Origin of the sequence: Streptomyces sp. AgN23, from assembly GCF_001598115.1 — a bacterium.
Classification (GTDB): Bacteria; Actinomycetota; Actinomycetes; order Streptomycetales; family Streptomycetaceae; genus Streptomyces; species Streptomyces antimycoticus.
This window is the reverse complement of record NZ_CP007153.1, coordinates 7,393,186-7,415,929: the sequence shown is the minus strand read 5'-3', so window position 1 is coordinate 7,415,929 and position 22,744 is coordinate 7,393,186. Positions and strand designations below refer to the sequence as shown.

General features: G+C 71.2%; 20 protein-coding genes and 1 pseudogene. 4 read left to right on the top strand and 17 right to left on the bottom strand.

The features are described from left to right. Positions 1 to 75: 75 nt before the first annotated feature. The 8 genes from AS97_RS32345 to rimP form a co-directional block, all read right to left on the bottom strand. Entirely contained in the window at positions 76 to 1,032 is a 957-nt protein-coding gene (locus AS97_RS32345; protein ID WP_059147051.1) for a bifunctional riboflavin kinase/FAD synthetase, read from the bottom strand. A gap of 209 nt (positions 1,033 to 1,241) precedes the next feature. Beyond that, entirely contained in the window at positions 1,242 to 2,189 is a 948-nt protein-coding gene (gene truB / locus AS97_RS32340) for a tRNA pseudouridine(55) synthase TruB (RefSeq protein ID WP_210566121.1), read from the bottom strand. Further along, a complete protein-coding gene (gene rbfA, locus AS97_RS32335) occupies positions 2,186 to 2,680 on the bottom strand; it encodes a 30S ribosome-binding factor RbfA (RefSeq protein ID WP_059147053.1) in 495 nt (164 codons plus the stop codon). The genes truB and rbfA overlap by 4 nt, the downstream gene beginning before the upstream one ends. Positions 2,681 to 2,749: 69 nt before the next feature. Then, positions 2,750 to 3,046: a DUF503 domain-containing protein gene (locus tag AS97_RS32330; protein ID WP_014055274.1), complete on the bottom strand. Its 297-nt coding sequence runs from the start codon at positions 3,044 to 3,046 to the stop codon at positions 2,750 to 2,752. Positions 3,047 to 3,170: 124 nt separating this feature from the next. Beyond that, positions 3,171 to 6,314, bottom strand: a complete 3,144-nt coding sequence (gene infB / locus AS97_RS32325) for a translation initiation factor IF-2 (RefSeq protein WP_210566120.1) — start codon at positions 6,312 to 6,314, stop codon at positions 3,171 to 3,173. Between the two features lie 158 nt (positions 6,315 to 6,472). Continuing rightward, positions 6,473 to 6,760, bottom strand: a complete 288-nt coding sequence (locus AS97_RS32320) for a YlxR family protein (protein WP_078644074.1) — start codon at positions 6,758 to 6,760, stop codon at positions 6,473 to 6,475. A 96-nt stretch (positions 6,761 to 6,856) separates the two neighbouring features. Then, positions 6,857 to 7,849, bottom strand: coding sequence for a transcription termination factor NusA (nusA, locus tag AS97_RS32315; protein ID WP_059147055.1), 993 nt, complete (start codon positions 7,847 to 7,849; stop codon positions 6,857 to 6,859). Between the two features lie 2 nt (positions 7,850 to 7,851). Continuing rightward, complete coding sequence (gene rimP / locus AS97_RS32310) at positions 7,852 to 8,376, bottom strand: ribosome maturation factor RimP (protein WP_059147056.1); 525 nt, start codon at positions 8,374 to 8,376, stop codon at positions 7,852 to 7,854. A 185-nt stretch (positions 8,377 to 8,561) separates the two neighbouring features. Here rimP and AS97_RS32305 point away from each other — a divergent pair, with 185 nt between their 5' ends. From AS97_RS32305 to AS97_RS32295, 3 genes are all read left to right on the top strand, one after another. Continuing rightward, the gene (locus tag AS97_RS32305; protein WP_247204555.1) at positions 8,562 to 9,173 is read left to right on the top strand and encodes a hypothetical protein; all 612 of its coding nucleotides are present in this window, start codon (positions 8,562 to 8,564) and stop codon (positions 9,171 to 9,173) included. Positions 9,174 to 9,206: 33 nt separating this feature from the next. Continuing rightward, the gene (locus AS97_RS32300; RefSeq protein ID WP_059147058.1) at positions 9,207 to 9,710 is read left to right on the top strand and encodes a ferritin-like domain-containing protein; all 504 of its coding nucleotides are present in this window, start codon (positions 9,207 to 9,209) and stop codon (positions 9,708 to 9,710) included. Positions 9,711 to 9,806: 96 nt separating this feature from the next. Then, positions 9,807 to 10,751, top strand: a complete 945-nt coding sequence (locus tag AS97_RS32295; protein ID WP_059147059.1) for an aminoglycoside phosphotransferase family protein — start codon at positions 9,807 to 9,809, stop codon at positions 10,749 to 10,751. A gap of 161 nt (positions 10,752 to 10,912) precedes the next feature. On the opposite strand, the gene AS97_RS32290 is transcribed toward AS97_RS32295, so the two are convergent. From AS97_RS32290 to AS97_RS32260, 7 genes are all read right to left on the bottom strand, one after another. Beyond that, positions 10,913 to 12,631 (bottom strand): proline--tRNA ligase, encoded by a 1,719-nt coding sequence (locus tag AS97_RS32290; protein WP_059147060.1) that lies wholly within the window; start codon positions 12,629 to 12,631, stop codon positions 10,913 to 10,915. A gap of 85 nt (positions 12,632 to 12,716) precedes the next feature. Then, positions 12,717 to 13,286, bottom strand: a complete 570-nt coding sequence (locus AS97_RS32285; protein WP_059147061.1) for a GNAT family N-acetyltransferase — start codon at positions 13,284 to 13,286, stop codon at positions 12,717 to 12,719. Between the two features lie 25 nt (positions 13,287 to 13,311). Further along, positions 13,312 to 14,157: a GNAT family N-acetyltransferase gene (locus AS97_RS32280; RefSeq protein WP_059147062.1), complete on the bottom strand. Its 846-nt coding sequence runs from the start codon at positions 14,155 to 14,157 to the stop codon at positions 13,312 to 13,314. 231 nt (positions 14,158 to 14,388) lie between these two features. Beyond that, the gene (ispG, locus tag AS97_RS32275; protein ID WP_210566119.1) at positions 14,389 to 15,543 is read right to left on the bottom strand and encodes a flavodoxin-dependent (E)-4-hydroxy-3-methylbut-2-enyl-diphosphate synthase; all 1,155 of its coding nucleotides are present in this window, start codon (positions 15,541 to 15,543) and stop codon (positions 14,389 to 14,391) included. A gap of 141 nt (positions 15,544 to 15,684) precedes the next feature. After that, entirely contained in the window at positions 15,685 to 16,986 is a 1,302-nt protein-coding gene (locus tag AS97_RS32270; protein WP_059149145.1) for a site-2 protease family protein, read from the bottom strand. Continuing rightward, entirely contained in the window at positions 16,983 to 18,245 is a 1,263-nt protein-coding gene (gene dxr, locus AS97_RS32265; protein WP_059149146.1) for a 1-deoxy-D-xylulose-5-phosphate reductoisomerase, read from the bottom strand. Before dxr ends, AS97_RS32270 begins: the two co-directional genes overlap by 4 nt. A 110-nt stretch (positions 18,246 to 18,355) precedes the next feature. Beyond that, positions 18,356 to 20,290 (bottom strand): acyl-CoA dehydrogenase family protein, encoded by a 1,935-nt coding sequence (locus tag AS97_RS32260; protein WP_086707260.1) that lies wholly within the window; start codon positions 20,288 to 20,290, stop codon positions 18,356 to 18,358. Between the two features lie 336 nt (positions 20,291 to 20,626). Between AS97_RS32260 and AS97_RS32255 the strand changes: the two genes are divergently transcribed. Next, positions 20,627 to 21,643 (top strand): LacI family DNA-binding transcriptional regulator, encoded by a 1,017-nt coding sequence (locus AS97_RS32255; RefSeq protein ID WP_059149148.1) that lies wholly within the window; start codon positions 20,627 to 20,629, stop codon positions 21,641 to 21,643. A gap of 59 nt (positions 21,644 to 21,702) precedes the next feature. Here AS97_RS32255 and AS97_RS32250 read toward each other — a convergent pair whose 3' ends face one another. Next, positions 21,703 to 22,404: a hypothetical protein gene (locus AS97_RS32250; protein WP_059149160.1), complete on the bottom strand. Its 702-nt coding sequence runs from the start codon at positions 22,402 to 22,404 to the stop codon at positions 21,703 to 21,705. A gap of 109 nt (positions 22,405 to 22,513) precedes the next feature. Beyond that, positions 22,514 to 22,711 (bottom strand): annotated as a pseudogene (locus AS97_RS49080) (hypothetical protein); the annotation flags it as partial. Positions 22,712 to 22,744 lie beyond the last annotated feature (33 nt).

The window sequence follows — 22,744 nt, the reverse complement described above, 5'->3', positions numbered from 1 at the left end:
GGGCCCACGGGGCGCATCCACATTCACCGCACGGCGCACCTCACGGGCGCGCCGCACGCAGCACCGCACACCGCCTCAGCGGCTGCCGCCGTGCCCCTCGACGAGTTCACGGGCCCGCTTCACATCGACCGCCATACGCTCCAGCAGCGCCTCGATCGAGTCGAACTTCTCCTGGCCCCGCAGATAGGCCAGGAAGTCGACCTCGACATGGAGTCCGTACAGATCCAGTCCGACCCGGTCGATCGCATACGCCTCGACCGTCCGCTCGGTCCCGTCGAACTGCGGATTGGTGCCGACCGAGATCGCCGCGGGCATCGCCTCGCCCTGCGCCGTCAGCCAGCCGGCGTAGACGCCGTCGGCCGGGATCGCGGTGTGCGGCGGGGTCTCCAGGTTGGCGGTCGGAAAGCCCAGCTCACGGCCGCGCTGCGCACCGCGCACCACCACGCCCTCGACCCGGTGCGGCCGGCCGAGGACCTCCATCGCGCCCGCGACATCGCCCTCGGCTACCAGCCGGCGCACCAGCGTGGAGGAGAACGGCTCGCCGCCGCCCGCCGCACCGCGCTCGTACAGGTCGATGACCTCGACCTCGTAGTCGTAGGTGGTGCCGAGCTCGCGCAGGAAGGCGACGTTCCCGGCGGCCTTGTGGCCGAAGCGGAAGTTGGGACCCTCCACCACGACCCGTGCGTGCAACTTGTCGACCAGCACCTTCACGACGAAGTCGGCCGGGGTGAGCCGGGAGAAATCCGCCGTGAACGGCAGGACCAGGACCGCGTCCACACCCAGCCCGGCCATCAGCTCCGCGCGCCGCTGATGCGTGGCCAGCAGCGGCGGATGGCTGCCGGGCCGCACGACCTCGCTCGGATGAGGGTCGAAGGTGACCACGACGGCCGGTACGCCCAGCTCACGCGCCCGCGCCACGGCACGGCCGATGATCAGCTGGTGCCCTCGGTGCACCCCGTCGTAGGAACCGATGGTGACGACGCTGCGCCCCCAGTCCTCAGGGATGTCCTCCAAGCCACGCCAGCGCTGCACTTTGCCCGCTCCTCGCCCGAACCTTTGTCTGTCGACTTCGCAGGTCTAAGACTGCCATGCCCCGGTCGCCCGCCTCGCATCGGTGGTCTCCACGAGCGCCCGGACCGGCCGGAAAGCCACCGTAGGCGGCCGGTCCGGGCGCTCGCAACGCAGCACGGAGTCAGTCACGACACACCGCGGCGCCCTGGCGACGACGCGGTCCGATGGCCTCATACGAAGACGGCCAGGCTCTTCGCCTTGCCCTTCGACTCCTCCACGAGGGCCAGAAAACGCCCCTCCGGCCCGAAGACCGCGACCGGCCCGGAACCCGAACCCGAACCCGGACTCGGACCCGGCGCCCCCTCCCCCGAGGGCATGTCGATCCGTACGCCGTTGCCCAGCAGCCGGGCCTGGTGGTCGTCCACGTCCCAGCGCGGGAAGGCGGCGGCCGCCGCCTCGGCGATGGGCATGATCTCCAGCGACTCCTCCAGGCTCTCCAGCGTCCTGGCCGCCTCCAGCCCGTACGGACCGACCCGGGTCCGCCGCAGGGCCGTCAGATGGCCGCCGACGCCGAGTCCGGCGCCCAGGTCGCGCGCCAGCGCCCGGATGTAGGTGCCGGAGGAGCACACCACCGTGACGTCCAGGTCGAGAACGGTGGTGCCGTTCTCCGCCTTGGCCTCGCGGCGGTCGTGGAGGACGAAGGAGGAGACGGTCACCGGCCGCGCCGGGATCGAGAACTCCTCGCCCTCCCGCGCCCGTGCGTAGGAGCGCTTGCCGTCGATCTTGATGGCGCTGACCTTCGAGGGGACCTGCTGGATGTCCCCGGTCAGCTCCTCGATCCCGGCCTCGACGGCGCCCGGGTCGACCCCGGCGGCGCCGTCCGAGGCGGTGATCTCGCCCTCCGCGTCATCGGTGACCGTGGCCTGGCCGAGCCGGATGGTGGCCCGGTACTCCTTCTCGGTCAGCGCCAGATGGCCCAGCAGCCGGGTCGCCTTCTCCACGCCGACCACGAGCACGCCCGTGGCCATCGGGTCCAGCGTTCCGGCGTGGCCGACCCGCCGGGTGCCGGCGAAGCGGCGCATCTTGGCGACGACGTCGTGCGAGGTGAAACCGGCCGGCTTGTCGACGATCACCAGGCCGTCCGGTGCCCCGGAACCGGCCCTGCCCTTGCGCGTCATGCGTCCGGTGAACCCTTGCCGTCCGTGCCGGACTCCTGGCCGTCCGTGCCGGGCTCCTCGTCGTCCTCGTCCTCGCCCGGCTTGCGGTACGGGTCGGCGTCGCCGGCGTAGCTGGCGCCCGAGGACGCCTCACGCACCTGGGCGTCCGCCTCCCTGGCCTTGGCGAGCAGGTCGTCGATGGTGCGGGCGTTCTCCGGCAGGGCGTCCGGGACGAACGTCAGGGTCGGGGTGAAGCGCACCCCCGTCTGGCGTCCGACCTCCGACCGCAGCACACCTTTGGCGCTCTCCAGGGCCGCGGCCGAGGCCGCCCGCTCCTCGTCGTCGCCGAAGACCGTGTAGAAGACGGTCGCCTCCCGCAGATCACCGGTGATCCGGGTGTCGGTGATGGTCACATAGCCCAGCCGCGGGTCCTTGATCCGCCGCTGCAGAGTCTCCGCGACCACGACCCGGATGCGGTCCGCCAGCTTGCGTGCCCGCGCGGTGTCGCTCATGCGTCTTCTTCTCTCTTCTTCGCGTCAGTCATCGATGGCCGGGGCGGTCTGCCACCGCCGATCCGGCCCTCATTCATCATCGCCACCGTGGAACCGCCGTCGCACCGACAACAGCTCCACCTCCGGCCGCGCCGCCACCAGCCGCTCGCAGCGGTCGAGCACGTCCGTCAGATGGCCCGCGTCCCCGGAGACCATCGCCAGGGCGATCTGGGCCCTGCGGTAGAGGTCCTGATCCCCGACCTCCGCCACGCTCACCGCGAATTTGCGGTGCAGCTCGGCGACGATCGGGCGGACGACGGAGCGCTTCTCCTTCAACGACCGTACGTCGCCGAGAAGCAGGTCAAAGGACAACGTCCCTACATACATGCGGTCCGGGTCAAGCCACCCGTGGGGCCTTTGTGAATGCGGGCTTCTGGCACCGTACACGCAAGGGCCGGGGCCGATCGACGGAAATTCCTCCGCCGACCGGCCCCGGTGGGACAGCCGCTTGTCAGCCGCGCGGCTTCTCGCGCATCTCGTACGTCGCGATGACGTCGTCGATCTTGATGTCGTTGTAGCTGCCGAGGTTAATACCGCCCTCGAAGCCTTCCCGAATCTCGGTGACGTCGTCCTTGAAGCGGCGCAGACCCTCGATGTTGAGGTTCTCCGCGATGACCTTGCCGTCGCGGACGAGGCGGGCCTTGGTGTTCCGCTTGACCTCGCCGGAGCGGATGAGCACACCGGCGATGTTGCCCAGCTTGGACGAGCGGAAGACCTCGCGGATCTCCGCCGTACCGAGCTCGACCTCTTCGTACTCCGGCTTGAGCATGCCCTTCAGGGCCGCCTCGATCTCCTCGATCACCTGGTAGATGACCGAGTAGTACCGGACGTCCACGCCCTCGCGCTCGGCCATCTGCGTGGCACGCCCATCGGCGCGCACGTTGAAGCCGATGACGATGGCGTCGGAGCCGGTCGCCAGGTCGATGTCCGTCTCGGTGACCGCACCCACACCGCGGTGCAGGACCCGCAGGTCGACCTCTTCGCCGACGTCGAGCTGGAGCAGCGAGGACTCGAGAGCCTCCACCGAACCGGACGCGTCGCCCTTGATGATGAGGTTGAGCTGCTGGACCTGACCGGCCTTGAGCACCTTGTCCAGGTCCTCCAGGGAGACCCGGCGGGTGCGCTTGGCGAACGCCGCGTTCCGCTCACGGGCGGCACGCTTCTCGGCGATCTGGCGGGCGGTGCGGTCCTCGTCGACGACGAGGAAGTTGTCGCCCGCGCCGGGCACGTTGGTCAGACCGAGCACCAGGACCGGGGTCGCCGGGCCGGCCTCCTCCAGCGCGTTCCCGTTGTCGTCGAGCATCGCCCGGACACGGCCGTAGGCGTCGCCCGCGACCATCGTGTCGCCGACCCGCAGGGTGCCGCGCTGGACCAGCACGGTGGCCACGGCGCCGCGGCCGCGGTCCAGGTGCGCCTCGATCGCGATGCCCTGCGCGTCCTGCTCCGCGTTGGCGCGCAGGTCGAGCGAGGCGTCCGCGGTCAGGACGACGGCCTCGAGCAGGTCGTCGATGTGCAGCCCCTGCTTGGCGGAGATGTCGACGAACATGGTGTCGCCGCCGTACTCCTCGGCCACCAGGCCGTACTCGGTCAGCTGACCGCGCACCTTGGTCGGGTCCGCGCCCTCGACGTCGATCTTGTTGACCGCGACCACGATCGGCACGTCGGCCGCCTTGGCGTGGTTCAGCGCCTCGATCGTCTGCGGCATCACACCGTCGTTGGCCGCCACCACGAGGATCGCGATGTCGGTCGACTTGGCACCACGGGCACGCATGGCGGTGAACGCCTCGTGACCCGGGGTGTCGATGAAGGTGATCCTGCGCTCTTCGTCGTTGACCTCGGTCGAGACCTGGTAGGCACCGATGTGCTGGGTGATGCCGCCGGCCTCGCCCGCGATGACGTTGGTCTTGCGGATCGCGTCCAGCAGTCGCGTCTTACCGTGGTCGACGTGACCCATGACGGTCACCACCGGCGGACGCGCGACGAGCATCTCCTCGCCGCCCTCGTTCTCGCCGAACTCGATGTCGAAGGACTCGAGAAGCTCGCGGTCCTCCTCCTCCGGGCTGACGATCTCGACGTTGTAGTTCATCTCGTCGGCGAGGAGCTGCAGCGTCTCGTCGGAGACGGACTGCGTCGCGGTGACCATCTCGCCGAGGTTGAGCATCACGGCGACCAGAGACGCCGGGTTGGCGTTGATCTTCTCCGCGAAGTCGGTGAGCGAGGCACCCCGCGACAGCCGGACCGTCTGGCCGTTGCCGCGCGGCAGCATCACACCGCCGACGGACGGGGCCTGCATGGCCTCGTACTCCTGGCGCCTCTGCCGCTTCGACTTACGGCCACGACGCGCCGGACCGCCGGGACGGCCGAACGCACCCTGCGTGCCACCACGGCCACCGGGACCACCCGGACGACCGCCGAAGCCGGGACGGCCACCGCCGCCACCGAAGCCGCCGCCACCACCGGGACCGCCCGGACGACCGGCGAAACCGCCGCCACCGGGACGACCGCCGCCGCCACCGCCGGGACGACCGGCGAAGCCGCCGCCGCCACCGGGACGACCGCCGCCGGCACCGCCGGGACGACCGCCGCCGCCGGGACCGCGACCGCCGCCGCCACCGGGGCCCGGACGCGGGCCGGCAGCCGGACGCTGCGGCATCATGCCCGGGTTCGGGCGCGCGCCACCGGGACCCGGACGCGGGCCGCCACCCTGGGCGCCCTGCGGACGGGGCATCTGGCCCGGAGTGGGACGGGGACCGCCGGGACCGCCCTGGCCACGGCCGGGACCGCCCTGGCCGCCGCCCTGCGGACGCGGGCCGCCGCCGGGCTGACCGCCGGGACGCGGGGCGCCGCCGGGACGGGGCGCCTGCGGGCGCGCCATACCGGTGGAGCCACCGGAGGTGAAGGGGTTGTTACCGGGACGGGGACCGGCCGGACGGGGACCACCCGGACGCGGACGCTCCTGACCACCCGGGCGCGGACCGCCACGGCCGCCACCCTGACCGCCTTGGCCACCCTGGCCCTGGCCCTGACCGCCCTGGCCCTGGCCCGGTGCACCCGGACGGGCGCCGGGGCGCGGACCGGGCGTGGCAGCCGGCTTGGCGGGCGCGCCCGGCTTGGCCGCGGCGGGCTTGGGGCTCGGGGCCGCCGGCGGCGCGGTGAACTCGGGCTGTGCCGGAGCCGCCGGCGCGGGGCCCGGCTTGGGGCCGGGGGCCGCCGGACGGGCGGCGGGCGCGGGACGCGGGCCCGGAGTGGGCGCCGCACCGGGGGTGGGCGCCGCACCAGGGGTGCCGCGCTGGCCCTCGGCAGCCGGCTTGGGGCCGGGCGCCGTCGGGGGCTTGGGGGCGGCCGGACGGGCCGCGGCCGCCGGACCCGGGGTCGGCGGCTTGGGCGTCGCCTTGCGCGGCGCCGAAGGCTTACCTGCGGCACGGCCGGAGCCGTTGCCACCCTGGAATGCGTCAGTCAACTTGCGCACAACCGGCGCCTCGATCGTCGAGGACGCCGAACGTACAAATTCACCGAGTTCTTGGAGCTTGGCCATGACGACCTTGCTCTCAACTCCGAACTCCTTGGCGAGTTCGTATACCCGGACCTTAGCCACTTCGCTCCTTTTAGGTCCGGGTTGTCGCCGGACCGTCGCTACTTCATGGGCGTACTCATCGCGTACTCATCGAGTGCTCATCGCAATCTCGACCTACTTCCGACTCGCGAGGTACCTGACCGCACGGTGTCCCGTGCCGTTCTCTTCCAACTACTCACTCAGGGTGTCGCCTGCTCACCCTTCTCGACAAACCGGCGCAGTGCCGTGGTGTCGAGCGCCCCCGGCCCCCTGAAGGCCCGGGAAAAGGCCCGGCGGCGGACCGCCAGGTCAAGGCAGACCCGTGTGGGGTGAACATAAGCACCCCGACCGGGGAGCGTACCGCGCCGGTCGGGGACACAAACACCCTCGACCAGCACGATGCGCAGCAGATCGTTCTTGGCCGCCCGATCCCGGCATCCCACACAGGTTCGTTCAGGGCAGGCACCAGCGCGCGTGCGGCCAGACACTGCTTAAGTCTACCTCCCCATACCGACCTCACCCCTTGGGGGGAGTGATCGAATCGTCACTCGGTTCAGGCCGGATCCCGCGGGACCCGGCCTGAATCAGCCTTGATCACCCGACTGCTCGGTGTCCGGCCGGATGTCGATCCGCCAGCCGGTCAGCCGGGCCGCCAGCCGGGCGTTCTGCCCCTCCTTGCCGATGGCGAGGGACAGCTGGTAGTCGGGCACGGTGACCCGGGCCGAGCGGGCCGCCAGATCGACCACCTCGACCTTGCTCACCCGCGCGGGTGACAGCGCGTTCGCCACCAGCTCAGCGGGGTCGTCCGACCAGTCGACGATGTCGATCTTCTCACCGTGCAGCTCGGCCATCACGCTGCGCACCCGGCCGCCCATCGGGCCGATGCACGCGCCCTTGGCGTTCAGCCCCGAACGAGTGGACCGGACCGCGATCTTGGAGCGGTGGCCCGCCTCGCGGGCAATGGCCGCGATCTCCACCGAACCGTCCGCGATCTCCGGCACCTCGAGTGCGAAGAGCTTCTTGACCAGATTGGGATGCGTACGCGAAAGAGTCACCGACGGGCCGCGCACGCCCTTGACGACTCGTACGACGTACGTACGCAGCCGGGTGCCGTGCGCGTAGTCCTCGCCCGGGACCTGCTCCTGCACCGGCAGGATCGCCTCGAGACGGCCGATGTCCACCAGCACGTTCTTGGGGTCCTTGCCCTGCTGGACGACACCGGCGACGACATCGCCCTCCCGTCCCGCGTACTCGCCGAAGGTGATCTCCTCCTCGGCGTCCCGCAGCCGCTGCAGGATGACCTGCTTCGCGGTCGTCGCGGCGATCCGGCCGAAGCCGGAGGGGGTGTCGTCGAACTCGCGGGGCTCCTGGCCCTCCGTCAGGTCCTCGGCGTCCTCGCGGGCCCATACGGTCACATGGCCGGTGTCGCGGTTCAGCTCCACCCGGGCGCGGCGACGGCTTCCGTCGGTGCGGTGGTAGGCGATGAGGAGCGCCGATTCGATCGCCTCGACCAGCAGGTCGAAGGAGATCTCCTTCTCTCGCACCAGACCCCGCAGGGCACTCATGTCGATGTCCACGGCTACGCCTCCTCTTTGCTCTCGTCGTCCTCGCCCGCGGCCTTGTCCTCGGGCTTGCGGTTGAACTCGATCTCCACCCGAGCCTTGGAGATCTCCTCGAAGGCAAGCCGTCTGGCGGTGGGCTTGCGCCCCTTCACACCGGGGACCTCCAGATCGAGCCCCTCGTCGTCCACCGCGACGATCCGGGCGACCAGCTCGCCGTCGTCGGTGAGCCGCGCTCGCATGAGGCGGCCGGTGGCGCGGCGGTAGTGGCGCGGCTCGGTCAGGGGACGCTCGGCGCCGGGAGAGGTGACCTCGAGGACATACGGGACCTGGCCCATCGCGTCCGTGTCGTCGAGCGTCTGGGAGATGTCCCGGCTCAGCTCCGCACAGGTGTCCAGCTGGACGCCGTCGTCGGAATCCACGACCACTCTCAGCACACGCCGCCGCCCAGCCGGTGTCACCTCGACCTCTTCCAGATCCAGGTCTCGCGCGCTGACGAGCGGTTCCAGCAGTCCGCGCAGCCTCTCGCTCTGGGTCGTGCTCATCCGGGTGACTCCTCGGCCGCGTGTGCTGTTGTGGGAAGGTCGCGTGTCAGGTCAAAGCCTATCTGTTCCGGCGGCGGGCTGACGATTCGGTGGCCGCTGCCGGGCAGACGGGCTCGGCGCGGGTACGCTCGCCTGCTGTGATCACTACCGGCGGCCGGGAGCGGCCGCAGCCCGGAAAGAGGAACGTGTCGATCACGACTCCCCCACCTCCTCCCACACCCGCCTCCGACGCGAAGTCCCCGGCCTCCCCGGCGCCCGCCGAGTCCTCAGCGCGCGACACCGCGGTGCCCCGGCGGCGGAGTCTGCTGCTGGGCGGCGGAGCGCTGGGGGCGGTCGCGCTGCTGAGCGGCTGTTCCGACGATGCCGAGCCCCGGCGCGACGCGGGCGGCGAGGCGGCCGTCGCCCTGCTGCGGTCGCGGGGCGCGCGGGACTCCACCGCACTCCTCGCGCGCTACGACGCGACCGTGGACGCCCATCCCGACCTCGGCGAGCGGCTGGCCCCGCTGCGGGAGGAGACGGCCCGGCACGCCGCGGTCTTCACCACCAAGGACCGGTCCGCCTCCCCCTCCGCGACCGCGTCGCGCTCGCCCTCCTCGGGCGGGCAGCGGGTGCCGAAGGTGCCCCAGGACGAGAAACAGGCCCTCTCCGCCCTCGCCCAGGCCGAGCGCCAGACCGCCGACACCCGCACCGCCGCGCTCGCCACCGCGCCGCCCGAGCTGGCCCGGCTGCTGGCCTCCGTCGCGGCCTGCGGCGCCGCCCACGTGTATCTCCTCACGCAGCGCGACACGGATTCGTGATCACGCTCGGGACCACCGGGAAGGGGTACTGACATGGCCTCTCGAGCAGGCCGATCGGCCGTCGGCGAGCGCGCCGCGGCACTCAGGGCCGCACAGGCGGCGCTCGCCGCCGAGCACGCCGCGGTGTACGGATACGGCGTCGTCGGCGGACGGATCGGCGACGACCGGCTCGCGGAGGCGCGCGAAGGCTACGCCGCACACCGCGCGCGCCGGGACGACCTCGCCCGCACCGTGCGCGACCTCGGCGGCAGCCCCGAGGCCGCGGCGCCCGCCTACGCCCTGCCCTTCGCGGTGCCGGACGCGCCCGCCGCGGTGCGGCTCGCGGCCGAGCTGGAGAACCGGGTCGCCGCCGTCTACGCCGATCTCGTCCGGGCCTCGACCGGGTCCCTGCGCCGCCAGGCGGCGGGTGCGCTGCGGGAGGCGGCGGTCCGGGCGGTGCGCTGGCGGGGCGGCGGCGTAGCCTTCCCTGGACTCACCGAACGCGCCGCACCGGCCACTCCGTCGGCGTCGCCCAGCGGTGGGGCGGACGGGGCGTGAACGGGCACCCGGGCCGGATGAGGCCGACGAGTCCGGTGAGCTCTGCGAGACCATGCGGTCGGTGACGTCATTGATGGTGGAGGGGACAGCTCAGGAATGGCATCGGCACCACGGCCCGGCGGCCGCGATACGGCCCGCGTCCATGTGCCGGAGCGGCTGCTGGACGCGCTGAGCGACACCCCGGCGAGCGCCGTGCGGAGCTGGCTCGACGCCCTGCCCGAGACGGTCGAGCGGCAGCTCGCGGCGTGGGAGCTGACCCTGGAGCGGGTGTCGGCGCCCGGAGGGCGCCGCGGACTGGTCGCGCTCGTACGGCAGGCGGACGGCACCCCGGCGGCGCTGAAGGTCCCAGTCCCCGGCCCGGACGCCGACCATGAGCGGGCCGCCCTCGCGCACTGGGACGGCTGGGGCGCGGCCCGGCTGCTGCGCGCCGACCCGGACACCGGTGCGCTGCTGCTCGAGCGGCTGCGCAGCACGGTCTCGCTGCGCTCGCTGCCCGAGGCGAAGGCGGTGCTGGAGGCGGCGGGCACGGTAAGGCGGCTGTGGGTGGCGCCGCCCGGGGGACATCCGTTCGCGTCGGTCACCGGGCGTACGGAGGAGGAGCGCGAGACTCTGCGGACGCTCGGCGCCGGGGGCTGGGCGGCGGATGCCCGCCCGCTGACCGACGAGGCGCTGGAGCTGCGGGAGGCGCTGCCCGCCGAGCCGCCCGAGGAGGTGCTGCTGCACGGCGACTTCCGGCAGGGGAAGGTGCTGGCCGGGGAGCGCGCGCCCTGGCTCGCGGTGGGCCCGGCGCCGGTCGTGGGCGAGCGCGCGTACGACCTGGCGCGGCTGGTACTCGACCGCTGCGAGGACCTGGCCGCCGGCCCCGGCCCCGCCGCAGCCGCGCGCCGCCGGGTCGGCAAGCTGGCGGACGCCCTGGAGGTCGACCGCGACCGGCTGCGGGGCTGGTCCTTCTACCGCGCCGTCGAGATGGGCCTGCGCCACGCCGCTACGGGCGACCGGCGCCGCGCGGAGCTGCTGCTGGAGTTCGCGGGCTGGCTGTAGCCCCCTCCCGCTCACCGCACGTCACCGCTGCTGAGGGCGGCCTCCCGCAGCGGGGAGCCGAAGCACCCACCACGCGCAATCCCCGGCTCCCGCGCGCGGAAGCGCGGGAGCCGGGGATTGCGGATCGTCCGGTGCGGGCCCGGCCGGAGCGGGCCCGGCCGTCAGGCGGCGATGGCGGTAAGGCGGGAGATCGCCTCGTCGATCGGGAGTTCCTCGCGCTCACCCGTACGGCGGTCCTTCAGCTCGACGACGCCGTCCTTGGCGCCGCGGCCCACGACCAGGATGGTCGGGACGCCGATCAGCTCGGCGTCGGTGAACTTCACGCCCGGCGAGACCCCGGCGCGGTCGTCGACCATGACGCGCACGCCCGCCGTGCCCAGCTTCTCGGCGATGTCGAGCGCCATCTCGGTCTGGAGGGCCTTGCCCGCCGCCACGATGTGGACGTCGGCCGGGGCCACCTCGCGGGGCCAGCACAGGCCCGACTCGTCGTGGGTCTGCTCGGCGAGCGCGGCGACGGCGCGGGAGACGCCGACGCCGTACGAGCCCATCGTGACCCGTGCCGGCTTGCCGTTCTGGCCGAGCACATCGAGTTGGAAGGCGTCGGCGTACTTGCGGCCGAGCTGGAAGATGTGGCCGATCTCGATCGCCCGGTCCAGCTCGATGCCCGTACCGCAGCGGGGGCAGGGGTCGCCCGGCTCGACCACGACCACGTCGAGGTAGTCGTCGACCTCGAAGTCACGGCCGCAGACCACGTTGCGCGCGTGGGTGTCGGGCTTGTTGGCGCCGGTCACCCAGGCGGTGCCGGGGGCGATACGCGGGTCGGCGATGTAGCGCAGGGACTTGCCCGCCAGGCCCTGCGGGCCGACGTAGCCGCGCACCAGCTCGGGGCGGCCCTCGAAGTCCTCGGCCGTGACGAGCTCGACGACGGCGGGGGCGAGGTGCTCGCCCAGCTTGCCCAGGTCCACCTCGCGGTCACCGGGGACGCCCACGGCGGTGATCTCGCCGTCGACCTTGACCAGGAGGTTCTTCAGGGTGGCGGAGGCCGGGACGCCGAGGTACTCGGCGAGGGTCTCGATGGTCGGGGTGTCGGGGGTGTCCAGCTCCTCCAGGGGCCCGTGCTCAGCGCCCTCGACCGGCGAGACGGCCACCGTGACCGCCTCGGTGTTCGCGGCGTAGTCGCAGTTCGGGCAGTCGACGAAGGTGTCCTCGCCGGCCGCCGCCGGGGCCAGGAACTCCTCGGAGGCCGAGCCGCCCATCGCGCCGGAGACCGCGGAGACGATGCGGTAGTCCAGGCCGAGGCGCTGGAAGATCCGCTGGTACGCCTGGCGGTGCAGCCGGTAGGACTCGGCGAGGCCCTCGTCGGTGGTGTCGAAGGAGTACGAGTCCTTCATCAGGAACTCGCGCCCGCGCAGCACGCCCGAGCGGGGGCGGGCCTCGTCCCGGTACTTGGTCTGGATCTGGTAGAGCATGACCGGCAGGTCCTTGTAGGACGTGCACTGGTCCTTGACCGTCAGGGTGAAGATCTCCTCGTGGGTCGGGCCGAGGAGGTAGTCGCCGCCCTTACGGTCCTTGATCCGGAAGAGCAGATCGCCGTACTCGTCCCAGCGGCCGCTCACCTCGTACGGCTCCCGGGGCAGCAGCGCGGGCAGGAGGACCTCCTGGGCGCCGATGGCGTCCATCTCCTCGCGAACGATCCGCGCAACGTTCTCCAGGACCTTCTTGCCGATCGGCAGCCAGGTCCAGATGCCCGCGGCGGCGCGGCGGACGTAGCCGGCGCGGACGAGCAGCTTATGGCTGGCGGTCTCGGCGTCCGCCGGGTCTTCGCGCAGCGTCTTCAGCATTGTCGTGGACAAGCGCTGGACGTTGACGGCGTGGGCCATGGGGTCTCTCCTGCGTGCGATGGGATGTTCAGGAGGTTAGCCGCACGGGTCGGTTTCCCGGAAATGCGTTGGGCAGGGACGGTGTCTAGCGGCGGCTCAGCGGCAGCGGGGCCCCCATCACGGCGTACGGGCTCGGGGCGCTCGGGAAGAGCACGGGGCGGGCGAGGTCGCGGTAGCCCAGTGAGTGGTAGAGCGCGCGGGCCGGGCTCTCGGTGTCGATGGCGGAGAGGATCGAGCGCGGCTGGTCGGCGCTGTCCGTGATGGTCGTGATCAGCCGTCGGCCGATGCCGCGGTTCTGGAAGTCGGGGTGGACGTGCAGCTCGGTGATGACGAACGAGTCGTCCAGCCAGCCGTCCTGCCCGGCCGCGCGCAGATACGGCTGGACGACCGTGGACCACCAGTGGGTGCGGTCGTTGGGCATGCCGTAGACGAAGCCGACGAGCCGGCCGGAGGGGGTGGTCGCGCCGAGCGCGCGGGCGCCGGGGCTCTTGAGATGGCGGAGCACGATATGGCGTCGTACGCCGATCTCCTCGCCCGTCAGCCCGAAGGCGACGGCCTGAACGGCGAGCGCTTCGTCCACGCGTGCGGCGAGGTCGAGCGACCCGACGACGACGTCTTCGGGTTCCGGGGTCCGCCCCCCGGCAAGATGCAGCATGGGCGGCACCCTACTTGGCCGTCGATCAGAACAGCACACTCATGAACGCGCCGACTTCCCGGAAGCCGACCCGGCGGTACGCGGCGCGGGCCGCGGTGTTGAAGTCGTTGACGTACAGGCTCACCACGGGGGCGACCTCGCCCAGCGCATAGCGCAGCACGGCCGCCATCCCGGTCTCCGAGAGACCGCGGCCGCGGTGCTCGGGGGCGACCCATACACCCTGGATCTGACAGGCGTGCGGGGTGGCCGCGCCGATCTCGGCCTTGAAGACCACCCGGCCGTTCTCGATCCGGGCGAAGGAGCGCCCGGCGGTGACGAGCTCGGCGACCCGCGCCTGGTAGAGCAGCCCGCCGTCGCCCGCGAGCGGCGAGACGCCGACCTCCTCGGTGAACATCGCCACACACGCCGGCATGATCACGTCCATCTCGTCCTTACGGACGCGGCGCACCAGCGGGTCCGGCGGGACGTCGGCCGGCATCGCGTCGGTGACCATCAGCGGCTGACGGGCGCGGACCTCACGGGCCGGGCCCCAACTGGGCTCGAGCAGGGACCACAGCCCGGCGGTGGTCTCGGCGGGGCCGACGATCGAGGAGCAGCGGCGGCCGGCCCGGCGGGCGCGCTCGGCGAAGCCGCGCACGGCCTCGGGGGTGGCGCAGATGGGCACCAGGTTGGCTCCGGCGTAGCAGAGCGACTCCAGCCGTCCGCCGGAGTACCAGCCCCACATCTCGCCACCGAGCCGCCACGGATCCAGCCCGGCGGCCTGGACGCGGGCCGCCACAAAGGCGTTCGAGACGGGGTCGCGGTTCAGCACCGCGAGGGCCGCGTCGAGCTCATGGGGCTCGAGGACCCTGGTGGTGGACGTGGTCAGCACGTGTCGGTCTGCCTCACGTGGTGCGGGCCTGCGGGCCGGGGACGTCAATTCTCCAGACTCTATCGCGCAGGTCCAGAAGGGGGTTTTTCCAGGGCTCGGTTCGCCTCCGGGAACGGCGAGAGTCCCGGTAACTGAATGAACCGAAGGGCGCCGTGGAGCACCGGGGGCTCGGGCCCTCCGGCCGGGGCACCTCCCAGCGGTGGCCGGAGGCGAACCGAGCCTTGAAAAAACTCAGCTAACGGAGACCTGGGGCTCGCCGGAGGCGATGCCGTCCTTCTCCATCTGCTCGGCGATCTTCATGGCCTCGTCGATCAGGGTCTCCACGATCTTCGACTCCGGCACGGTCTTGATGACCTCACCCTTCACGAAGATCTGCCCCTTGCCATTGCCCGAAGCGACACCCAGATCCGCCTCACGCGCCTCACCGGGGCCGTTCACCACACACCCCATCACCGCGACCCGCAGCGGAACCTCCATGCCCTCCAGCCCGGCCGTCACCTCATCCGCCAGCTTGTACACATCCACCTGCGCCCGCCCACACGACGGACACGAAACGATCTCCAACCGCCGCTGCCGCAGATTCAGCGACTCCAGAATCTGGATCCCCACCTTGACCTCCTCCGCCGGAGGCGCCGACAGCGAAACCCGGATCGTGTCCCCGATCCCCTCACTCAACAGCGCACCGAACGCCACCGCCGACTTGATCGTCCCCTGGAACGCCGGACCCGCCTCCGTCACCCCAAGATGCAGCGGATAGTCACACCGCGCCGCCAGCTGACGATAGGCATTGACCATCACCACCGGATCGTTGTGCTTCACCGAGATCTTGATATCCCGGAAACCGTGCTCCTCGAACAGCGAACACTCCCACAACGCCGACTCCACCAACGCCTCCGGCGTGGCCTTGCCATACTTCTCCAGCAGCCGCCTGTCCAGCGACCCCGCGTTCACCCCGATACGGATCGGCACACCCGCGTCCGACGCCGCCCTCGCGATCTCCTTGACCTTGTCGTCGAACTGCCGGATATTCCCCGGATTCACCCGCACCGCCGCACACCCGGCATCGATCGCCGCGAACACATACTTCGGCTGGAAATGAATGTCCGCGATCACCGGAATCTGCGACTTCTTCGCGATCACCGGCAACGCCTCCGCGTCATCCTGCGACGGACACGCCACCCGCACGATCTGACAGCCCGACGCCGTCAGCTCCGCGATCTGCTGCAGCGTCGCCCCGATATCCGCCGTCACCGTCGTCGTCATCGACTGCACCGAGATCGGAGCATCGCCGCCCACGGCCACCGGACCGACCTGGATCTTCCGGCTGACCCTGCGCTCGGCGAGCTTGGCCGGTACGGACGGCATTCCTAGCGAAATCGCAGTCATCTGGTTCGTAACCCCATGAAGGTGTGTGCGTGGCCGGAGATCAGCGGACTCCGATCTCCGAGATTACGGCAACGGTGACGGCGTCAGCACACCGCGCTCCTGAAGTCCACCCAAAGGCGAACTTCAGGACATCTCGCGTCATCAAGAGATTTTCACGGGGTTCACGACGTCCGCCACCAGGACGAGAAGGGTGAAGCAGATGAAGACTCCGGCGATCACATAGGCGACCGGCATCATCTTCGCCACATCGAACGGCCCGGGGTCGGGCCGCCGGACCAGCCGGGCGGCGTGGCGCCGGATGGACTCCCACAGCGCGCCCGCGATATGGCCGCCGTCCAGCGGCAGCAGCGGGAGCATGTTGAACAGGAACAGCGAGAGGTTGAACCCGGCGACCAGGAAGAGCATGGTCGCGATCCGCTGGGAGGGCGGGATGTCGAGGCTGGCGACCTCGCCGCCGACCCGGGCCGCGCCCACGACGCCCATCGGGGAGTCCGCCTTGCGCTCGCCGTCCCCGAAGGCCGCGTTCCACAGGTCCGGGACCTTGGAGGGCAGCGCGATCATGGAGTCGATGCCGTCCTGGACCATGTCGCCCATGCGGTCCACGGACTGCCCGAAGGACTGCTGGACCACGCCGCTGGCCGGGGTGAAGCCGAGGAAGCCGGCGGTGACGTACTCGCCCTCGACATAGCCGCCGTTCCCGTCGGACTTGGCGACCTGGTTCTTTATGAGGTTGGCGTGCAGGGTCTTGCGGACGCCGTCCCGCTCGATGGTGATCGTGGCGGGGCCGGTGGTCTCGCGGATGTCCTTCTGGAGCGCGCCCCAGTCCGGGGTGCGGTGCCCGTTGAAGGCGATGATCTTGTCCCGCGGCTGCAGACCGGCGGCCTTGGCCGGGGAGTCCTTGGCGCTCTTGGGGCACTTGTCGGTGGCGGACGAGGCCGCGACCACGCACTGGGAGACCGTGCCCACGCTGGTGGTCTGGGTGTTGACGCCGAAGCTCATCATCACCCCGAGGAAGATCACCACCGCGAGGATCAGGTTCATGAAGGGCCCGGCGAACATGACGATCACGCGCTTCCACGGCTTGCGCGTGTAGAAGAGGCGCTTCTCGTCGCCGGGCTGCAGCTCCTCGAAGGCGGCCGACCGGGCGTCCTCGATCATGCCGCGCCAGGGTGAGGTGGAGCGGGCGGTGAGCTTGCCGTCGTCGCCCGGCGGGAACATCCCGATCATGCGGATGTAGCCGCCGAACGGGACCGCCTTGATGCCGTACTCGGTGTCTCCCTTCTTGCGGGAGAAGATCGTCGGCCCGAAGCCGACCATGTACTGCGGGACCCGGATGCCGAAGAGCTTGGCCGTGGAGAGATGGCCGAGCTCATGCCAGGCGATCGAGATCAGCAGGCCGACGGCGAACACCACTATGCCGAGGACCGTCATCAGTGTCGTCATGCGCGAGCCTCCGGGGTCGCCTTCGCCGCTCTGGCGGCCAGTTCCGTTGCGCGGGCACGGGCCCATGTCTCAGCCTCGAGGACGTCCGCGACGGTGAGCCGGGTTCCCACGGCGGGGGTGCCGTGCTCGGCCACCACCTCGGCGACCGTATCGACGATTCCGTTGAAAGGCAGCTTTCCGTCAAGAAACGCGTCCACACACTCCTCGTTCGCCGCGTTGAAGACGGCCGGGGCGGTACCGCCGAGGCCGCCGACATGGCGGGCGAGGCCGACGGAGGGGAACGCCTCGGTGTCGAGGGGAAAGAACTCCCAGGTGTGGGCCTTGGTCCAGGCGCAGCCGGGCGCGGCGTCCGGCACCCGCTCGGGCCAGCCGAGGCCGAGCGCGATGGGCATCCGCATATCCGGCGGGCTCGCCTGGGCGAGCGTCGAGCCATCGGTGAATTCAACCATCGAGTGGATATACGACTGAGGGTGGACCACCACCTCAATCCGCTCGAAGGGAATGTCGTACAGCAGATGGGCCTCGATGACCTCGAGGCCCTTGTTGACGAGGGTCGCGGAGTTGATCGTGACCACCGGGCCCATGTCCCAGGTGGGGTGGGCCAGCGCCTGCTCCGGCGTGACCGAGGCCAGCTCCCGCTTCGTCCGGCCGCGGAACGGGCCGCCGGAGGCGGTGACGACCAGCTTGCGGACCTCCTCGCGGGCGCCGCCGAGCAGCGCCTGGAAGAGCGCGGAGTGCTCGGAGTCGACGGGGACGATCTGGCCGGGCTTGGCGACGGCCTTGACCAGGGGGCCGCCGACGATGAGCGATTCCTTGTTGGCCAGCGCCAGCACCCGGCCCGCCTCCAGGGCGGCCAGGGTCGGCGCCAGGCCGATGGAGCCGGTGATGCCGTTGAGTACGGTGTGGCACTGGGAGCGGGCGAGCTCGGTGGCCGCGTCGGGCCCCGCCAGGATCTCGGGGAGCGGCTCACCGGCTCCGTAGAGCGCGCTCAGCGCCTCGCGGACCTCGGGCACCGCCTCCGGACGGGCGACCGCCACCCTGTCCACCCGCAGCCGGTGGGCCTGCTCCGCGAGGAGCCCGGCCCGTCCCCCGGCGGCGGACAGGCCGGTCACGCGGAAGCGGTCGGGGTTGCGCACCACCACGTCGATGGCCTGGGTGCCGATCGAACCGGTGGAGCCCAGGATCACGATGTCGCGCACGCTCTCCGCGGCGGTGGCCGCCGGAAAGCGCAGATGCGGGTCAGCCAGGGATTCCGTCATCCCCCCATTGTGGCGGCAAGGGATGACGGCTCGGGGACATGCCCCGGGTTACGGCGATCGCGGGCTCCGGCGGCTCCTCGGTCCTCCCTCAGCGATTCCTCGGCCCCTCCTCAGTGGATGGGGCGGTGGACGTTCTGTGTGGCCGTCGGGCCGGGGGTGGCGTCGGCGATCCAGGGGCCGTCGCCGCTGGGGTCGAGAACGCCCTGCTCCAGCCACTCGTACGCCCCGGAGAGCACCCCGGAGACCACCTTGCGGTCGAGCTCGTCGGTGTTGGTCCACAGCCGCCCGAAGAGCTCGTCGGCGCGGATCCTGGCCTGCCGGCAGAACGCGTCGGCGAGCTGGTAGGCCGCGACGCCGTGGTCACCGCGCGAGCGCAGCATCTCGGCCCGTACGCAGGCCGCGCTCATCGCGAACAGCTCCGCGCCGATGTCCACGATCCGGGCGAGGAAGCCCTGTTTGGTCTCCATCCGGCCCTGCCAGCGGGACATGGCGTAGAACGTCGAGCGGGCCAGCTTGCGCGCCGAGCGCTCCACATAGCGCAGATGCGGTGACAGGTCCGGATGCCCTGCCGGGTGGAACTCCGGGTAGGAGCGGGGCAGTTGTCCGGGACCGGCGAGCAGGCCAGGCAGCCAGCGGGCGTAGAAGCCACCGGCCTTGGCGGCCGCCTTGCCCTTGTCCTGCAGGGACTTGTCGGGGTCGATGAGATCGCCCGCCACCGACAGATGGGCGTCCACGGCCTCGCGGGCGATGAGGAGATGCATGATCTCCGTCGAGCCCTCGAAGATCCGGTTGATGCGCAGATCGCGGAGCATCTGCTCGGCGGGGACGGCGCGCTCCCCGCGGGCGGCCAGCGAGGCCGCGGTCTCATAGCCCCGGCCGCCGCGGATCTGGACCAGTTCGTCGGCCATCAGCCAGCCCATTTCGCTGCCGTAGAGCTTGGCGAGCGCCGCCTCGATGCGGATGTCGTTGCGGTCCTCGTCGGCCATCTGGGAGGCGAGGTCGATGACGGCCTCCAGGGCGAAGGTGGTCGCCGCGATGAAGGAGATCTTGGCGCCGACGGCCTCGTGCTCGGCGATGGGCTTGCCCCACTGCTCACGGGCGGCGGACCATTCGCGGGCGACCTTCAGACACCACTTGCCGGCGCCCGCGCACATCGCGGGCAGCGACAGCCGTCCGGTGTTGAGCGTGGTCAGCGCGATCTTGAGGCCAGCGCCCTCGGGGCCGATCCGGTTGGCGGCCGGAACGCGGACCCGGTGGAAGCGGGTGACGCCGTTCTCCAGGCCGCGCAGCCCCATGAAGGCGTTGCGCTTCTCGACGGTGACGCCCTCTGAGGCGGTCTCCACGACGAAGGCGGTGATGCCGCCCTTACGGCCCTCGGAGCGCGGCACCCGGGCCATCACCACCAGGAGGTCGGCGACCACGCCGTTGGTGGTCCACAGCTTGACGCCGTCGAGGAGGTAGTCGTCGCCGTCGGGCACGGCGGTGGTGGCGAGGCGGGCCGGGTCGGAGCCCACGTCCGGCTCGGTGAGCAGGAAGGCGGTGATGTCGGTGCGGGCGCAGCGCGGCAGGAAGCGGTCCTTCTGCTCCTGGGTGCCGAAGAGTTTCAGCGGCTGCGGTACGCCGATGGACTGGTGGGCGGAGAGCAGGGCGCCGATCGCCGGGCTGGCGGAGCCGGCCAGGGCGAGGGCCTTGTTGTAGTAGACCTGGGTGAGGCCGAGGCCCCCGTACTTGGTGTCGATCTTCATGCCGAGCGCGCCGAGTTCCTTGAGCCCCTGGATGGTCTCGTCGGGGATCTGGGCCTCGCGCTCGATGCGGGCGGCGTCGACCCGCGTCTCGCAGAACTCGCGGAGCTTGGCGAGGAAGGTCTCACCACGGCGCACATCGTCCGGGGCGGGGGCGGGGTGCGGATGGATCAGGTCGAGTCGGAAGCGGCCGAGGAAGAGCTCCTTGGCGAAGCTGGGCTTGTGCCATACCTGTTCGCGTGCGGCCTCGGCGACCTGGCGCGCTTCACGCTCGGACACCGGCCTGACGGAGGATGCGGTCATCGGTGCTCCCTTGCCGCGAATGACGATCTCGTGACATTACCGGCACGTACCGCTGCCAGTGTGCCTCCGGTCCGACCGGTCGGCAAAGCGGGAGGGCGCGGCGATCGGGAGTCATCGGGGGGCGGAGCGGGATTGCCGCGGCCGTGGGCCTTACGGGGCGCATAAGGGGTGTTTGACCTGGTATCGAAGCGCTTCGACGACTCTGGACAGCTCTGCGCTACAGGTCTACTGTCAATCCGCATGGCCAGCAGAAAGAGGCTCGGCCATGGGCATCGAAGCGCTTCACCGAAGCGTATCGCAGCCCCTTCGCACCCCCATCGGATGGAGTCGCCCCGCATGGTCACCCTCGCCGAGGTCGCCCGGCACGCCGGAGTCTCCGCCAGCACGGTGAGTTATGTCCTCAGCGGCAAGCGGTCGATCTCCGCCCCCACGCGCGAGCGCGTCGAGCACAGCATCAAGGAACTGGGCTACCACCCGAACGCCGGGGCCCGCGCCCTGGCCAGCAGCCGCTCCAACATCCTCGCGCTCATGGTGCCACTGCGGACGGACATGTATGTGCCGGTCATGATGGAGATCGCCATCGCGGTCGCCACCACCGCCCGCGCCCACGGCTATGACGTCCTGCTGCTCACCGGCGAGGAGGGCCCGGCGGCGGTGCGCCGGGTGACCGGCAGCGGGCTCGCCGACGCCATGATCGTGATGGATGTGGAGCTGGAGGACGAGCGGCTGCCGCTGCTGCACGCGGCCCGCCAGCCCACCGTGCTGATCGGGCTGCCCGCCGACACCGTCGGCCTGACCTGCGTCGATCTGGACTTCACCGCCACCGGCGCGCTGTGCGCCGAGCATCTGGCGGAGCTCGGCCACCGGGAGATCGCCGTCGTGGGCGAGGCCGCGGCCGTCTACGAGCGCCACACCGGCTTCGCCGAGCGGACCCTGGAGGGGCTGCGCCGCCGCGCCGGTGAGCTGGGAGTGCGGCTGCTGCACCGGCCGTGCGAGGGCAGCTACGAGTCCATGGACGGCACCCTCTCGCGGATCTTCGACGAGCGGCCCGGCACCACCGGCTTCGTGGTGCAGAACGAGGCGGCCATCGAACCGCTGCTCAGCCTGTTGCGGCGGCAGGGGCGCGCGGTTCCCGAGGACGTCTCGGTGGTCGCCGTCTGCCCGGAGCAGGTGGCCACCCAGGCGTCGGTGCGGCTCACCTCGGTGGCCATCCCCGCGCAGGAGATGGGGCGGCGCGCCGTGGAGCTGGCGGTGGCGAAGCTGGAGGGGCAGCCCCTCGAGGAACAGGTGACGCTGCTCGACCCGGAGCTGACCGTACGGACCAGCTCGGGCCCGGCGCCCGGCGCCTCCTGACCCCGCGGGCCCGGTGGCGTACCGCCGCCGCGCGGGAGGGCGGCGGCGGTACGGGGGCGTCAGCTCGCGCTCACTCCGAAGCTGTTGGTCCGGAAGTCCAGACCGCCGGCCGAGGAGGTGATCTCGTACCCGAACTGGACGTCGCCGATGGTCACATCGCCGAACCAGCCCTTGGTGTTCTTGATCCAGTTCACGATGGGCTTGATGTCCACGGAGCCGGAGGCGGAGTTCGAGGTGCGGATGAACGAGAAGACCTCATTGGCCCCGTTGCTGCCCTTGTAGACGCTCCAGGTGTGGCCGCCGAGGGAGACATCGCCCTGGGCGGTGCCGAGCGGGCCGACCGGGCCGGTCTTGTTGACCCAGAGCATGATCTCGTAGTCGTAGTTGGTGTCCCAGATGTCGTACGAGGTGTTGTACGCGCCCGAGGACGGCACGGTGACGTTGTAGGTGCTGGTCAGGGTGGAGATGGCGCTGATCTTCTTGCCGACGACCTTCTTGGCGTTGGGGTAGGACTTGATGCCGCCGGTGTTCGGGTGGTTGGCCCACACTCCCCAGTCGCTGGAGGAGTTGGCCCAGATGGTCTGGGCTCCGGCGCCGGAGCCCCAGATGTTGTTGTAGAGGGTGTAGCCGCCGTTGGACCAGGTGCCCCACTGGTCCGAGGAGGACCAGGTGGCGGCCTGGGCGGGGGCGGCGGCGAAGCCGATCAGCGCGAGTAACGCGATCAGCGGGGCCAGGAGGAGCGTTCGGGCGGTTCGTCGCACGGGGCTTGTCCCTTCGGGTGAGGGGTCGGGCGGGGGGGGATCCGGGTGGAGCCAGGACCATGACCGCGAAGCGGTCGAGCCGGACGCCGGTGTGGTGCGCGCGTCCGGTGAGCAGATCCGTCCGCTGGGACGGCAGGGGGACGACCGCCGGGGTGCGGCCATGGTTGAGGAGGACGGCGCCGAGCTGCTCGCCGTAGGTGTTGCCGTCCTGCGGCTGCAGGCTGATCTTGGCGCCGAGCGCGTCGTCGACTGCCTGGTAGTAGGCGTTGTGCTTGGGCGGCGGGGTTCCCCAGAGCGGTTCGAACATCGTGTAGCTGCCGCCGTGACCGGGCTTGCCCTT

Bases quoted from the DNA above. Each gene is read 5' to 3' on its own strand.
- truB (WP_210566121.1), bottom strand. From the start codon at position 2,189: ATGACGCGCAAGGGCAGGGCCGGTTCCGGGGCACCGGACGGCCTGGTG.
- rbfA (WP_059147053.1), bottom strand. From the start codon at position 2,680: ATGAGCGACACCGCGCGGGCACGCAAGCTGGCGGACCGCATCCGGGTC.
- AS97_RS32330 (WP_014055274.1), bottom strand. From the start codon at position 3,046: ATGTATGTAGGGACGTTGTCCTTTGACCTGCTTCTCGGCGACGTACGG.
- rimP (WP_059147056.1), bottom strand. From the start codon at position 8,376: ATGAGCACGACCCAGAGCGAGAGGCTGCGCGGACTGCTGGAACCGCTC.
- AS97_RS32300 (WP_059147058.1), top strand. From the start codon at position 9,207: ATGGCCTCTCGAGCAGGCCGATCGGCCGTCGGCGAGCGCGCCGCGGCA.
- AS97_RS32295 (WP_059147059.1), top strand. From the start codon at position 9,807: ATGGCATCGGCACCACGGCCCGGCGGCCGCGATACGGCCCGCGTCCAT.
- AS97_RS32290 (WP_059147060.1), bottom strand. From the start codon at position 12,631: ATGGCCCACGCCGTCAACGTCCAGCGCTTGTCCACGACAATGCTGAAG.
- AS97_RS32285 (WP_059147061.1), bottom strand. From the start codon at position 13,286: ATGCTGCATCTTGCCGGGGGGCGGACCCCGGAACCCGAAGACGTCGTC.
- ispG (WP_210566119.1), bottom strand. From the start codon at position 15,543: ATGACTGCGATTTCGCTAGGAATGCCGTCCGTACCGGCCAAGCTCGCC.
- AS97_RS32270 (WP_059149145.1), bottom strand. From the start codon at position 16,986: ATGACGACACTGATGACGGTCCTCGGCATAGTGGTGTTCGCCGTCGGC.
- dxr (WP_059149146.1), bottom strand. From the start codon at position 18,245: ATGACGGAATCCCTGGCTGACCCGCATCTGCGCTTTCCGGCGGCCACC.
- AS97_RS32260 (WP_086707260.1), bottom strand. From the start codon at position 20,290: ATGACCGCATCCTCCGTCAGGCCGGTGTCCGAGCGTGAAGCGCGCCAG.
- AS97_RS32255 (WP_059149148.1), top strand. From the start codon at position 20,627: ATGGTCACCCTCGCCGAGGTCGCCCGGCACGCCGGAGTCTCCGCCAGC.